This is a genomic window from Curtobacterium sp. B18, from assembly GCF_000333375.1.
Classification (GTDB): domain Bacteria; phylum Actinomycetota; class Actinomycetes; order Actinomycetales; family Microbacteriaceae; genus Curtobacterium.
The window spans coordinates 1-13,787 of the sequence record NZ_BACZ01000640.1 but is presented as its reverse complement, the minus strand read 5'-3'; the positions used below and the strand labels follow the sequence as shown (position 1 = coordinate 13,787).

9 protein-coding genes, 1 tRNA gene and 1 pseudogene are annotated in these 13,787 nt (G+C 73.3%); 5 read left to right on the top strand and 6 right to left on the bottom strand.

The window, feature by feature from the left end:
• The 6 genes from I5E_RS17210 to argS form a co-directional block, all read right to left on the bottom strand.
• Nucleotides 1-489, bottom strand: a 489-nt coding sequence (locus I5E_RS17210) for a homoserine kinase (RefSeq protein WP_261974983.1), incomplete at its 3' end; no start/stop codon positions are given.
• Between the two features lie 32 nt (nt 490-521).
• On the bottom strand, nt 522-1,601 hold the full coding sequence (gene thrC, locus I5E_RS17205; RefSeq protein WP_022908080.1) for a threonine synthase: 1,080 nt from the start codon (nt 1,599-1,601) through the stop codon (nt 522-524).
• A gap of 46 nt (nt 1,602-1,647) precedes the next feature.
• Nucleotides 1,648-2,955 (bottom strand): homoserine dehydrogenase, encoded by a 1,308-nt coding sequence (locus tag I5E_RS17200; protein ID WP_022908079.1) that lies wholly within the window; start codon nt 2,953-2,955, stop codon nt 1,648-1,650.
• 45 nt (nt 2,956-3,000) lie between these two features.
• Nucleotides 3,001-4,404, bottom strand: coding sequence for a diaminopimelate decarboxylase (gene lysA, locus I5E_RS17195; RefSeq protein WP_022908078.1), 1,404 nt, complete (start codon nt 4,402-4,404; stop codon nt 3,001-3,003).
• A gap of 58 nt (nt 4,405-4,462) precedes the next feature.
• Entirely contained in the window at nt 4,463-5,218 is a 756-nt protein-coding gene (locus I5E_RS22950; protein WP_022908077.1) for an LmeA family phospholipid-binding protein, read from the bottom strand.
• A 176-nt stretch (nt 5,219-5,394) separates the two neighbouring features.
• Entirely contained in the window at nt 5,395-7,065 is a 1,671-nt protein-coding gene (argS, locus tag I5E_RS17185; RefSeq protein WP_022908076.1) for an arginine--tRNA ligase, read from the bottom strand.
• Nucleotides 7,066-7,124: 59 nt separating this feature from the next.
• On the opposite strand from argS, the gene I5E_RS17180 reads away from it, so the two are divergent.
• From I5E_RS17180 to I5E_RS25715, 5 genes and pseudogenes are all read left to right on the top strand, one after another.
• Nucleotides 7,125-7,700 carry a hypothetical protein gene (locus I5E_RS17180; RefSeq protein ID WP_022908075.1) on the top strand — a complete coding sequence of 192 codons (576 nt, stop codon included), beginning with the start codon at nt 7,125-7,127 and terminating at the stop codon, nt 7,698-7,700.
• A gap of 205 nt (nt 7,701-7,905) precedes the next feature.
• Nucleotides 7,906-7,977 (top strand) — tRNA-Arg (locus tag I5E_RS17175).
• Nucleotides 7,978-8,233: 256 nt separating this feature from the next.
• Complete coding sequence (locus tag I5E_RS17170) at nt 8,234-9,412, top strand: Gfo/Idh/MocA family protein (RefSeq protein ID WP_022908074.1); 1,179 nt, start codon at nt 8,234-8,236, stop codon at nt 9,410-9,412.
• 45 nt (nt 9,413-9,457) lie between these two features.
• On the top strand, nt 9,458-13,384 hold the full coding sequence (locus I5E_RS17165) for a Pls/PosA family non-ribosomal peptide synthetase (RefSeq protein WP_022908073.1): 3,927 nt from the start codon (nt 9,458-9,460) through the stop codon (nt 13,382-13,384).
• Nucleotides 13,381-13,787, top strand: a pseudogene (locus I5E_RS25715) (hypothetical protein); the annotation flags it as partial. The gene I5E_RS17165 and the pseudogene I5E_RS25715, both read left to right, overlap by 4 nt.

Sequence of the window (13,787 nt, the reverse complement as noted above, 5' to 3'; positions counted from 1 at the left end):
CCCCTCGGCGGTCATCCACGCGATCGTCAGACCGCCGAAGAGCGCCGGAGCGACGTTGTCGGGGTGCCCCTCCATCTCGGTCGCGAGCGCGAGCAGGGTCGAGGCGTCGAGGTCGACGACGCCGTCGAGCAACCCGCGCGCGGCCATCAGCCCGGCCACGATCGCCGCAGCCGACGAACCCATCCCGCGGCCGTGCGGGATCGCGTTCACCGCGTGCAGCTCGAGTCCGGGCTGCGTCACGCCGGCGTGCTCGAGGCCGCGGCGGAGCGCACGGACGACCAGGTTCGTGTCGTCGGTCGCGACCTCGCCGGCGCCGACACCGTCGACCGTGACGGTCGCACCCGAACCGGGACGCACCCGCACGACGACCTCGTCGTAGAGCGAGAGCGCGAGACCGAGGGAGTCGAACCCCGGGCCGAGGTTCGCCGAGGTCGCCGGGACCCGGACGCGGACCGCCCGTCCGGCCGGTACAGCGATCTGGGCGCGCACGCCCTCCCCCGGTCCGGACGAGCGGTCGGGGCTCACTCGGCGCCGACCAGTCCGAGCACGTCGGCGATCGACTTGGTGTCGACCGGGACGCTCGTCGGGGCGACCTCGCCACCGTCCGGTGTGCGGAGGGCCCACTGCGGGTCCTTGAGGCCGTGGCCGGTCACCGTGATGACGACCTTGGCGCCCTTCGGCACGACCCCGGCGTCGGCACGCTCCAGGAGCCCGGCGACGCCGATGGCCGATGCGGGCTCGACGAAGACGCCGACCTCGGCCGAGAGGATGCGGTGCGCGGCGAGGATGGCCTCGTCGGTGATCGCGCCGAAGTAGCCGTCGGTCTCGTCACGGGCCTCGAGGGCGAACTGCCACGACGCCGGGTTGCCGATGCGGATCGCCGAGGCGATGGTGTCCGGCTGGCGGACGACCTCGCCGCGGACGATCGGGGCGGACCCCGCGGCCTGGAAGCCGAACATGCGCGGGAGCTTCGACGCGCGACCGGCGGCGACGTCCTCGCGGTACCCGCGGGAGTACGCCGTGTAGTTGCCGGCGTTGCCGACCGGCAGGAAGTGGAAGTCCGGGGCGTCGCCGAGGACGTCGACGACCTCGAACGCCGCGGTCTTCTGGCCCTCGATGCGGTCGTTGTTGACCGAGTTCACCAGGTGCACCGGGTAGTTCGCGGCGAGGTCGCGGGCGATGTCGAGGCAGTCGTCGAAGTTGCCCTGCACCTGCAGCAGCTGGGCGTCGTGGGCGACGGCCTGGCTGAGCTTGCCCATGGCGATCTTGCCCTCGGGGACGAGCACCGCGGCGGTGATGCCGGCGTGCGTGGCGTACGCGGCGGCCGAGGCGCTCGTGTTGCCGGTCGAGGCGCAGATGACCGCCTTCGCACCGTGCTCGACGGCCTTCGAGATCGCCATCGTCATGCCGCGGTCCTTGAACGACCCGGTCGGGTTCATGCCCTCGTACTTGACGTAGACCTCGGCACCCGTGCGCTCGGAGAGCCGGCGCGCCGGGATGAGCGGGGTCCCGCCCTCGCCGAGCGTGACGACGGGCGTCGCCCCGGTGACGTCGAGACGGTCGGCGTACTCGCGCAGGACACCCTGCCACTGGTGGGCCATGAGGCTCCCCTTCTTGTCGGTTCTTGGGTTCGTGGGTCGGCGGGGCTCAGGCGCCGACGACGCGGAGGACGCTCGTGACCTCGACGACGACGTCCTCGTTGCGGAGCGCGACCACGGTCGCGGCGAGGTCGGACTCGCGCGCCAGGTGGGTGCCGATGACGAGGGTCGCGGTCGCGTCGGACCCGGTCGCGACGGTCTGCTCGACGGTCTCGACGCTGACGCCGTGCTTCGCGAGCACCCCGGCGACGGTGGACAGCACGCCGGGTGCGTCCGTCACGTGCAGCGTGATCTGGTAGCGGGTGCGGACGGTGCCGATCGGGAACACCGGCAGCGCCGACTGGGTCGACTCGGCGATGCCGGGGCCGCCGATGACGTGGCGGCGCGCCGCGGACACCAGGTCGCCGAGGACGGCGGAGGCCGTCTCGACGCCGCCGGCACCGGCGCCGTAGAACATGAGGTCGCCGGCGGCCTCGGCCTCGACGAACACGGCGTTCTTCGCCCCGTGGACGCTCGCGAGCGGGTGCGACTCGGGCACGAGCGCCGGGTAGACACGGGCGCTGACGCCCTCGGTGCCCTGCTCGTCGGTGAGCCGCTCGGCCGTGGCGAGGATCTTCACGACGTAGCCGGCCTTCCGCGCCGCGCGGACCTGCTCGATCGTCACCGAGGTGATGCCCTCGCGGTGCACGGCGGCGAGCGGGACCGAGGTGTGGAACGCGAGCGAGGCGAGGATCGCGGCCTTCTGCGCGGCGTCGTAGCCCTCGATGTCCGCGGTCGGGTCGGCCTCGGCGTAGCCGAGCTCGGTGGCCGTCGCGAGGGCGTCCTCGAAGGTCGCGCCCTCGCGGTCCATCAGGTCGAGGATGAAGTTCGTCGTGCCGTTGACGATGCCCATGATCCGCTCGATGCGGTCCCCGGCGAGGGAGTCGTGCAGCGGCCGGATGATCGGGATCGCACCGGCGACGGCGGCCTCGTAGTAGAGCTGCGCGCCCACCTGCTCGGCGACCGCGAAGAGCTCCGGCCCGTGGGTCGCCAGGAGCGCCTTGTTGCCGGTGACGACGTCGGCGCCGGACTGCAGCGCCTGGAGCACGAGGGTCCGCGCCGGCTCGATGCCGCCGATCAGCTCGACGACGATGTCCGCCCCGAGGATGAGCGACGCAGCGTCCGTCGTGAAGAGCTCCTTCGGCAGGTCGACGTCACGAGGGGCGTCGAGGTCGCGGACCGCGATGCCGACGAGCTCGAGGCCGGCCCCGGCGCGCGAGGCGAGCTCGTCGCCGTGTTCGAGGAGCAGCCGCGCCACCTGGGAACCGACCGAGCCGGCTCCGAGCAGCGCGACGCGGACGTTGCGGTATTCGATCATCTGGTGCGGGTCCTGTTCGTGGGGAGTCGGGTCGTCCGAAGGGGCTCAGGCCCCCGGGACCACCCCGGTGTCGCGGGCGAGGAGGTCGTCGATCGACTCGCCACGCACGAGGATACGGGGTACGCCGTCGGCCACCGCCACGACCGGCGGGCGTCCGACGTGGTTGTAGTTGCTCGCCAGGCTCCAGCAGTACGCACCGGTGGCGGCCACGGCGAGGAGGTCCCCGCGGTGCACGTCGCCGGGCAGGTACTCGTCGTTCACGACGATGTCGCCGGACTCGCAGTGCTTCCCGACCACCCGGGTGAGGACCGCGGGGGCGTCCGAGGTCCGGGCGAGCCGGGCCGTGTAGTCGGCGCCGTAGAGGGCCGGTCGGGCGTTGTCGCTCATGCCGCCGTCGACCGACACGAACGTCCGGGTGGCGGGCGCGTGGTCGTCGTCCGCGAGGGTCACCGGCTTGATCGTGCCGACGCGGTAGAGCGTGATCCCGGCGGGCCCGACGATGTAGCGGCCTGGCTCGACCGCGATCTCCGGGACCGGGATGTCCCGCTCCGCGCAGGCCTCGGCGACGATGGTCGCGAGCGCGTCGGCGACGTCCTCCGGCTCGAACGCCGAGTCAGCCTCGGTGTAGTCGATGCCCCAGCCGCCGCCGAGGTTGAGCTCCGGCACCGGCCCGGTCGCGACGAGCGTGGCGTGCACGTCCATCAGACGTCGCGCGGCCTCGCGGAAGCCGGACTCGTCGAAGATCTGCGACCCGATGTGCGAGTGGAGGCCGACGAACACGAGCGACGGCTCGGCCCGGACGGCCTCGGCGGCGGTCACGGCCTCGGTCAGCGGGATGCCGAACTTCTGGTCCTCCCGCGCGGTCGCGAGGTACTCGTGCGTCGACGCGTGCACCCCGCTGTTGATCCGGATGCGCACGCGCTGCACGACCCCGGCGTCGGCCGCGGCACGGGCGACGCGCTGCACTTCCTCGTGGCTGTCGAGGACGATGGTGCCGACGCCGACCGCGACCGCGCGGGCGATCTCGGCGTCCGACTTGTCGTTGCCGTGGAAGCCGAGGAGCGCCGGGTCGACTCCCCCGGCCAGTGCGACCGCGAGCTCGCCGCCGGTGCACACGTCGACGCGCAGGTCGGCAGCGACCATCCACGCAGCGACCTGGGTCGTCAGGAAGGCCTTGCCGGCGTAGTAGACGTGCGCCCGGGTGCCGATGCGCTCGAACGCCTCGGTGAAGGCGTTCCGCACCCGCACGGCCCGCGACTGCACGTCGCGCTCGTCGACCACGTAGAGCGGCGTGCCGAACTCCGCGACGAGGTCCGACGCCGTGACGCCGCCGACGACGAGCTCGCCGTCGTCGGTCCGGGTCGCGGAGGCGGGCCAGATCCGCGCGGTCAGCGCGGAGGGGTCCGTCGGGAACCGCAGGTGCTGCGGGGCAAGGGGGTTCTCGCTCACGGGACCCGATCCTACCGAGCCGAGCCGCGCCTCCTGGCCGTGTGACGCCGGACGGCGCTCAACCGCACGAACCGACCGTCTGCAGCCCCGCCTCGTTGAGCGGCAGCGAGTCCGCCGTGACGCGCACGGTCGCCTCGGACGCCGTGACGTCGAGCGACCGCACGCGGAGCTGCGACGGCAGGAACCGGGCCGTGCAGACCTCGACGGGGACGTTCGTGACCCCCGGGATCGAGTCGACCTTGAGGCCGAGCGACGAGTTCGTGATGCGCACCGTCTTCGGGGTGATCGTGATGCCCTTGCCGTCGTCCTGGGCGGCGACGTCGCCCTTGGCGGCGTAGGTGATGTCGTAACCGAGCACCGCGGTCGTGCCGGAGAGCTCGACACCGCCGTCGACCAGGCTGAGCCGGTCGAAGAGCGGGCTGTACTTCGCCAGGTCCTTCACCGACGACGCCGCCAGGCGGACGTTGCCGTCGACGTCGCGGACGGCACCCTTGCCGTCCACGGGCACGTCGTGCGCCGTGACGTCGGCCGCGAGCGGGATGCCGTCGATCGTGAGCTTCTCGGAGGAGATCTCGACCTCGTCGAGCCGGCCGCCGAGCAGCTGCGGGATGACGATACCCGTCGCGTGCGCCTGGACCTCGCCGGTGGCGCCGGACGGCAGCGACTGCTCGACCTGCTGCGCGATGATGCGGTCGACGACTCCGCGGAGGACGAACTCGGCGACCACGAGCAGCGCGGCGAGCACGACCACGACGACGACGAGCACGACCGGCCAGCGACGGCGCTTCCGGGGGGTGACGGTGGCGGCGGACATGCGTCCCACCTTGCCAGGTGGCCCCGGCAGCGAGCCTGGAGGCGCGGCCCGGCGCGGCGGTGCGGTGCGGTGCGGTGGTGCGGTGCGGTGCGGTGCGGCGTCGAACCACGAATCCGACATCGAACCAGGCCGCGAGGCCGGTTCGATGTCGGATCCGTGGTTCGGAAGGGGCGACCCTACATGCGCTCGGGAGCCGTCACGCCGAGCAGGCCCAGGCCGTTGCGGACGACCTGGCCGGTGGCGTCGTTCAGCCACAGGCGCGTGCGGTGCAGGTCGGTCACGGCCTCGTCCCCGAGCGGGGTGACCCGGCAGGCGTCGTACCAGCGGTGGTAGAGGCCGGCGAGCTGCTCGATGTAGCGCGCGATGCGGTGCGGCTCGCGCAGCTCGGCCGCCTGGCGCACCACGCGCGGGTACTCCGCCAGGGCGCCGAGCAGGGCCCCCTCGGTGTCGTGCGTCAGGAGCGAGGCGTCGAAGGCCGACCGGTCCACCCCGGCGTTCGCGGCGTTGCGGGCGACCGACTGCGTGCGGGCGTGGGCGTACTGGACGTAGAAGACCGGATTGTCGTTCGTGCGCTTCGTGAGCAGGTCGAGGTCGATGTCGATCGACGTGTCACTGGCGAACCGCACGAGGGCGTACCGACCGGCGTCCACACCGACGGCGTCGACGAGGTCCTCCATCGTGACGATCGTGCCGTTGCGCTTCGACATGCGCATCGGCTCGCCGTCCTTGAGCAGGTTCACCATCTGCCCGATGAGGATCTCGAGGTTCTTGCCCGGCTCGTCCCCGAACGCCGCGCACATCGCCATCATCCGGCCGACGTAGCCGTGGTGGTCGGCGCCGAGCATGATGAGGTTCCGCTCGAACCCGCGCTCGCGCTTGTCGAGGTAGTACGCCAGGTCGCCGGCGATGTACGCGGGCTCGCCGTCGGACTTGATGACCACACGGTCGCGGTCGTCGCCGAAGTCGGTCGTGCGGAGCCACTCGGCACCCTCGGCCTCGTACATGACGCCCGAGGCCCGCAGTCGGTCGATGGCGCGCTCGACGGCCTTCGACTCGTGCAGGGCGTTCTCGTGGAAGTACACGTCGAAGTCGACGCCGAAGTCGTGCAGCGACGACTTGATGTCCGCGAACATGAAGTCGACGCCCTCGCGCCGGAAGAGCTCCTGCGCCTCGTCGCGCGGCAGGTCCTTGACGTCGACCGACGGGTCGAGCGTCGCGATCACGCGCGCCGCGATCTCGGCGATGTAGGCGCCGCCGTAGCCGTCCTCGGGCGTCGGCTCGCCGAGGGCGCTCGCGACGAGGGACCGCGCGAAGCGGTCGATCTGCGCGCCGTGGTCGTTGAAGTAGTACTCACGGGTGACGAGGCCGCCCTGCGCCTGGAACACCCGCGCGAGGCTGTCACCCACCGCCGCCCAGCGCACGCCGCCCATGTGGATCGGGCCGGTCGGGTTCGCGGACACGAACTCGAGGTTGATGCGGACGCCGTCGTACAGGTCGCCGTGTCCGAAGGACTCGCCGCCCTCGACGATGGTGCGCGCGATCTCGCCGGCGGCCGCGGCCTCGAGCGTGATGTTGATGAACCCCGGTCCGGCGACGTCGACCGAGGCCACGCCGTCGAGCTCGGTCAGCTCGCCGGCGATCTCGGTCGCCAGCTCGCGCGGGTTCGTCCCGAGCCGCTTCGCGAGCTGCATCGCCGCGTTCGAGGCCCAGTCGCCGTGCGCGCGGTTCTTCGGACGTTCGAGAGCCGCGTGCGACTCCTCGACGGTCACGGTGTCGGACGCGCCTCGTCGCTCGACGATCCCGGTCAGGATCGACAGGTACGCGGCGGAGAGTTCGGCAGGAGTCACGAGGGTCGAGTCTACCGGGACGCACAGGTCCTCCCCGGTCGATGCACCATCATGTCGGGATGACCACCCGCAGCCGCGTCCGGGCGATCAGCGTCGCCCTCCTCACCGTGTCCGCGTCCGTCGTCCTCGTCGGCTGCTCCGGCGGCGGCTCGGGCGGCGCCACGCCGAGTGCGACCGCGGGTCCGATCGGCAAGCGGGTCGCGCAGACGTGCGCCGAGCTCCTGCCCGCCGAGTCCCTCGCCGTGTACGGGAAGACCTTCACCCTCGACGACGACTTCGCGCCGGAGAAGGGCACACCGGCCGCCCGGATCGCCGAGCAGCGGGGGCGCGTGTGCCACTGGAGCGCAACCGACGACGCCGCGACGACCATCACGCTCGCCGTCGCCGACCTGCCTGAGAAGTCGCTCACGAACCTCAAGGACGCGCTCTACGAACGGGGCGGGTCCGTGCCGACGTACCGGGTCGAGGGGTACTTCTCGCTCACCGACGGCGTCGGCCGTGCGGACGCCTTCGCCGACCCGTACTGGATCACCGCGACCTCGACGCTCTTCACCGAGCCCGGCGGTGCGCAGCCCGTCGTCGACGCGGTGCGGGGCGTCCTGCAGCCGACCGCGTCCGCAACCCCGGCCGGCTGACCATCTGCCCCCGTCCGCGTCCGCGTCGGCCTCGGGGGCCCCGGCGGGATCGGGCGTGCCGGCCGGGAACGGGCGTACCTGGTCCATTTTTTCGACCGGGTACGCCCGTTCCCACCTTCCATCGCGCGCGTTCTGGGAAGGACCGATCGCGACACGCGTGGTCTCGGGCAGCCGTGCGGACCTGCTACGGTTGATCTCACCCAGGGCCCCCATAGCTCAGGGGATAGAGCACTGCCCTCCGGAGGCAGGGGCGGAGGTTCGAATCCTCCTGGGGGCACAGTGACATTTCCGCGGAAGCAGACGACTTCGCTCCGCGCAGGCGGCTGCCCGCGATGCCGGCTTCGCCGACCTTGCCTTCGGGGCCGGTCGGGGCGGGGCCTCGCGATGCCGGCTTCGCCGACCTTCACTCCGGGGGCGGTCGGGGCGGGGCCATCACGATGCTGGTTCCGCCGACCTTCCGTCTGGAGCGGCTGGGGCACGGGCGTCGGGGCGGGGCCGCCGCGGCGCGTGCGTGCTCGGGTAGCGTCGGGCGCATGACGATGGTGTTCCCGGAACCTGACGTCGCTCCGCTCCGAGGCGGCCCGACACTCCGGTGGGGCGTGATCGGCCCCGGCACCATCGCGAACGACTTCACCGCCACGCTCCACGCCGCGTCCGACCAGCGCGTCGTCGCCGTGGGCTCCCGCTCCCCCGAGCGCGCCGCCGCCTTCGCCCGCCGCCACGGCATCCCCGGGGTGCACGGCTCGTACGAGGCGCTCGTCGCCGACCCCGCCGTCGACGTCGTGTACGTCGCATCGCCGCACCCGCAGCACCTCGGCCACGCCCTGCTCGCGATCGCCGCCGGCAAGCACGTCCTCGTCGAGAAGCCGATGACCACCTCCGAGGCGGACACCCGGACCCTCGCCGACGCCGCCCGCCGCGCCGGGGTGTTCGCGATGGAGGCGATGTGGACCCGGTACCTGCCGGGCACCACGGTCGTCGCGAGGCTGCTCGCCGACGGCGTCCTCGGCGACGTCCACCTCGTGTCCGTCGACGTCGGCTGGCCGCACGAGCCCGACCCCGCCGACCGCATGTTCGACCCGGCCGCCGGCGGCGGCGCCCTCCTCGACGCCGGTGTCTACGGACACTGGTTCGCACGCTTCGCCACCGGCGCCCCGGTGACCCGGCGCACGACCGGTGCGGTCTCGGGACGCGGGGTGGACCTCCAGTCCGTCACCGTGTCGACGGCCGCTGGCGGCGCGCAGACGGTCGTGACCACGACGATGACGGCGTGGACGCCGGGACTCGCGGTCATCGCGGGCAGCACCGCCACCGTGCGCTACACGGACCACTTTGTGTTCCCGGCGTCGTTCGCGCTGCACCACGGCGCCGAGGCGGTGCACTGGGCGGACACCAGCGGCCTGCGGGGACGGGAGGGCCTCGTCTGGCAGGCCGCGGCGCTGGCGCGCTCCGTCGCCGAGGGGCGCACCGAGTCGCCGCTGCACTCCCTCGACGACTCGATCGGGCTCGCCGCGACGCTCGACGCGGCGCGAGCGTCGCTCGGTCCGGCGCGAGCGATGCCCGACGCACCCGCGTCGCTGGATCCGGCGCGAGCGATGCCCGACGCACCGGCCTCGCTCGGTCCGGCGCGAGCGATGCCCGACGCACCGGCGTCGCTCGGTCCGGGCACGGCAGCCCCGGGAGTTTCCGGACGCGACACCTCCACCCCCTAGGATCACGGGCCGGTCGACCCCGCACGCGACCGGGAAGAGGACTCGATGACCGCAGCCACCGGGAACCCGCAGCACGAACTCGCCCGCGGCGACCGTGCACCGGCACCACGGACGTTGCTCGACGTCCTCACCGCGACCGCCGCCGAGCACCCCGACGCCACCGCGCTCGAGGACCCGGCCGGCACCCTCGACTACGCGACGCTCGTCCGGCGGGTGCAGGAGCAGGCCGACGACCTCGCCCGACGCGGGGTCCGACGGGGCGACCGGGTCGGCGTACGGATCCCCTCCGGTGGACGCGACCTGTACGTGTCGATCCTGGCGGTGCTCGCCGCCGGCGCCGCGTACGTCCCGGTGGACGCGGACGACCCCGAGGAACGCGCGACCCTGGTGTTCGGCGAGGCCGACGTCGTGGGCGTCATCGGAGCCGGCGGCGTCCTGCGCGACCGCGACGGCGGCGAACTGCCCGTGACGGACCCCGCGGCGAGCGCCGCACTCCCCCACGAGGACGACGATGCGTGGATCATCTTCACGTCCGGGTCCACGGGTGTGCCGAAGGGCGTGGCGGTCACCCACCGCAGTGCTGCGGCGTTCGTGGACGCCGAGGCGCGGATGTTCCTGCAGGCCGCACCGATCGGTCCGGGCGACCGGGTGCTGGCGGGGCTGAGCGTGGCGTTCGACGCGTCCTGCGAGGAGATGTGGCTGGCGTGGGGGCACGGTGCCGCTCTGGTGCCGGCGCCCCGGTCACTGGTGCGGACGGGGGTGGACCTCGGTCCGTGGTTGATCGCGCACGGGATCACGGTGGTGTCGACGGTGCCGACGCTCGCGGCGCTGTGGCCGGACGACGCGCTGGAGCAGGTGCGGCTGGTGATCTTCGGGGGTGAGGCGTGTCCGCCGGAGCTCGCGGCGCGGATCGCGAGCCGCCACCGGGAGGTCTGGAACACGTACGGGCCGACCGAGGCGACGGTGGTGGCGTGCGGGTCGTTGCTGGACGGGAGCACGCCGGTGCGGATCGGGTTGCCGCTCGACGGCTGGGACCTGGCGGTGGTGGACGCGGCGGGGGCCCGGGTCGCGCCCGGCGAGGTCGGGGAGCTCGTGATCGGCGGTGTCGGGTTGGGGCGGTACCTGGACCCGGCGAAGGACGCCGAGAAGTACGCGCCGTTCCCGGAGCTCGGGTGGGAGCGGGCGTACCGGAGCGGTGACCTGGTGCGGTACGAGCCCGAGGGGCTGGTGTTCCAGGGTCGTGCGGACGACCAGGTGAAGCTCGGTGGTCGTCGGATCGAGCTGGGCGAGATCGATGCGGCGTTGCAGGCGCTCCCGGACGTGGCCGGTGGTGCCGCGGTGGTGCAGCGGACGCCGGCGGGCAACCAGGTGCTGGTCGGGTACGTGGCGCCGGCGGCGGGTGTCCCGGTGGACGTGGCGGCGGCGAACGCGCGGTTGCGGGCGGAGCTCCCGGCGGCGCTGGTCCCCCTGCTGGCGGTGGTGGACTCGTTGCCGACGCGGACCTCGGGCAAGGTGGACCGGGCTGCGCTCCCGTGGCCGTTGCCGGGGTCGTCGGACGCGGCGCTGCTGCCGGACACGGTGGCGTGGATCGCGGAGCGGTGGTCGGCGATCCTGGGGGTGCCGGTGGGGAGCGTCGACGACGACTTCTTCGCGCACGGCGGCGGGTCCCTGACGGCGGCGCAGCTGGTGTCGGCGATCCGTGAGCGCTTCCCGACGACGACGGTGGCGGACGTGTACGACCACCCGAGGATCGGGGCGCTGGCGGATGTGCTGGACGATTCGGGTCCGGTGGTCTCCGTCCCGCGTGACGTCCGGCCGGTCCCTCCGGTGACGGGGTTCGCGATGACGCTGCTGGGGGTGCCGCTGCAGGTGCTCCGCGGGCTGCGGGTGCTGACCTGGACGGCGTTGGTCGCGGCGGTGCTGCACGCGACGACCCTGCCGTTCGTCCCGGTGGTGCCGTGGCCGGTGCTCGTCGCGGCGCTGGTGCTGTTCGTGACGCCGGCGGGGAAGATGGCCGTGACGGTCGTCCTGGTCCGGCTGGTGCTCGCGGGGGTCCGACCGGGTGACCATCCCCGGGGTGGTCAGGTGCACGTGCGGGTGTGGTTGGCGGAGCGGATCGCCGAGGCGGTGGACGGCCCGTCGACCGCGGGTGCGCCGTGGATCAGTTACTACGCGCGGGCGCTGGGTGCGTCGATCGGTCGGGACGTCGACCTGCACGCGTTGCCGCCGGTCACCGGCATGCTGACGATCGGCAAGCGTGCGTCGGTGGAGCCGGAGGTGGACCTGGCCGGGCACTGGGTCGACGGGGACGTGTTCCGGCTGGGCCGGGTCCGGATCGACGCGGACGCGGTGGTGCACAGCCGGACGACGCTGCTGCCGGGTGCGCACGTCGGGGTGGGTGCCGAGGTCGAGGCGGGGTCCGCGGTCGCGGACCGGGTGCCGGACGGGGAACGGTGGGCGGGGTCGCCGGCGGAGCGCGTCGGGTCGGCTCGGCACGACCGGGAGGCGCGGCCGCCGTCGCGACGCCGGTGGCTGCTGGCGTACGGGGCCGGGTCCCTGGCCGTGGCCGGGTTGCCGGTGGTCGGTGCGGCCGCGGGGGTGGCGCTGGTGTGGCTGCTCGTCGGTCGCGCGGACTCGCTCGGGGACGCCGTGCTGCGCGCGCTGGCGTGGGTGCCGCTCGGGACCGTGGCCGCGGGTGTCGTGTACGCGGGCCTGGTGGTGGCCGCGGTGCGGTTGCTCGGCATCGGTCTGCACGAGGGTCGCCACCCGGTCCGTTCCCGGATCGGGTGGCAGGTGTGGACGACCGAACGGATCCTCGACGGCGCGCGGACGCTGCTGTTCCCGGTGTACGCGTCGCTCGTGACCCCGCTGTGGCTCCGCCTGCTCGGGGCCCGGGTGGGGCGGAACACCGAGATCTCGACGGTCCTGCTCATCCCGGCGCTCACGCAGATCGCGTCCGGGGCGTTCCTCGCCGACGACACGATGGTCGCGACGTACGAGCTCGGTGGTGGTCGGGTGCGGATCGGGCGGTCGAAGGTGGGGCGTCGGGCGTTCCTCGGCAACAGTGGGATGACGGGTGCCGGTCGGTCGGTGCCTCGTGAGGCGCTGGTGGCGGTGCTGTCCGCCGTCCCGAAGAAGGCGAAGCGCGGATCGTCGTGGCTCGGCTCTCCCCCGGTGCGGCTTCGGCGCGCCACGGCGGAGTTCGACGAGGAGCGCACGTTCCGGCCGCCGCGGTCCCTCAAGGTCGCGCGCGGCTGCTGGGAACTCCTGCGTCTGGTCGCCCCGATGGTGTCCGCGGGGATCGCGCTCGGGGTCGTCGGCACGCTCCTCGCGCTCTGGACGGCCGTGGGCATCGGGTGGACGGTGCTGCTCGCCGGGCCGGTGCTCATCGTCGCCGGTGCCGTCGCGGCGGTGGTGTCGACGATCGCGAAGTGGTCCTTCGTCGGCCGGATCGCCGCCCTCGAGCACCCGCTGTGGTCGTCGTTCGTGTGGCGGAACGAGGTGCAGGACACGTTCGTCGAGACGGTGGCGCGTCCGTGGTTCGCCGAGCAGGCCACGGGGACGCCGGCCCTCGCGGCGTGGCTCCGCAGTCTCGGAGCGACCATCGGCCGCGGCACCTGGATCGAGACGTACTGGTTGCCGGAGGCCGACCTCGTGACGATCGGGTCCGGTGCGGCCGTCGCGCGGGGCACGGTCGTGCAGACGCACCTGTTCCACGACCGGGTGATGCAGCTCGACGAGGTCCGCCTCGACCCGGGCGCGACGCTCGGTCCGCACAGCGTGGTGCTGCCGGCGGCGGGCATCGGGCCGGGGGCGACCGTGGGGCCGGCCTCGCTCGTGATGCGCGGGGAGCAGGTGCCCGGTGGGACGCACTGGTCGGGGAACCCGATCGCTCCGTGGACATCGGCGCCGCGGGTGCCGGCGCGGTCGTCCGCCGAGCACGTCGCCGTGGCAGACTCGACGGCACCGTGAAGCCCGCCTCGACGAACCCAGACGCCGACCCGTACACCCCGCACAGCGGCGACCGACGGTGGAGCGCCCACCACTACGAGCTCCGACTGGAGTACCGCGTCGCGACGAACCGCCTCGACGCCACCGCGACGATCACCGGCCGTGCGCACGAGGACCTCGATCGCATCGTCCTCGACCTGCACGGCATGACGGTCGACCGGGTGGACGTCGACGGCAAACGGGCGAAGAAGCACACGACCGCGACGCACAAGCTCACCGTGGCCCCGGCCGAGCCCGTCGCCGCCGGCACGGAGTTCACCGTCCACGTGCGGTACCGCGGCACACCGGACCCGCTCCGCAGCCCGTGGGGGCAGAATCGGCTGGAAAGAACTGACCGACGGCGTCTTCGTCGCCGCGCAGCCCA

Excerpts from the sequence above, each read along its gene's own strand:
- I5E_RS17170 (WP_022908074.1), top strand. The coding sequence starts at position 8,234 with ATGACGATGGTGTTCCCGGAACCTGACGTCGCTCCGCTCCGAGGCGGC.
- I5E_RS17180 (WP_022908075.1), top strand. The coding sequence starts at position 7,125 with ATGACCACCCGCAGCCGCGTCCGGGCGATCAGCGTCGCCCTCCTCACC.
- I5E_RS17165 (WP_022908073.1), top strand. The coding sequence starts at position 9,458 with ATGACCGCAGCCACCGGGAACCCGCAGCACGAACTCGCCCGCGGCGAC.
- I5E_RS22950 (WP_022908077.1), bottom strand. The coding sequence starts at position 5,218 with ATGTCCGCCGCCACCGTCACCCCCCGGAAGCGCCGTCGCTGGCCGGTC.
- thrC (WP_022908080.1), bottom strand. The coding sequence starts at position 1,601 with ATGGCCCACCAGTGGCAGGGTGTCCTGCGCGAGTACGCCGACCGTCTC.
- I5E_RS17200 (WP_022908079.1), bottom strand. The coding sequence starts at position 2,955 with ATGATCGAATACCGCAACGTCCGCGTCGCGCTGCTCGGAGCCGGCTCG.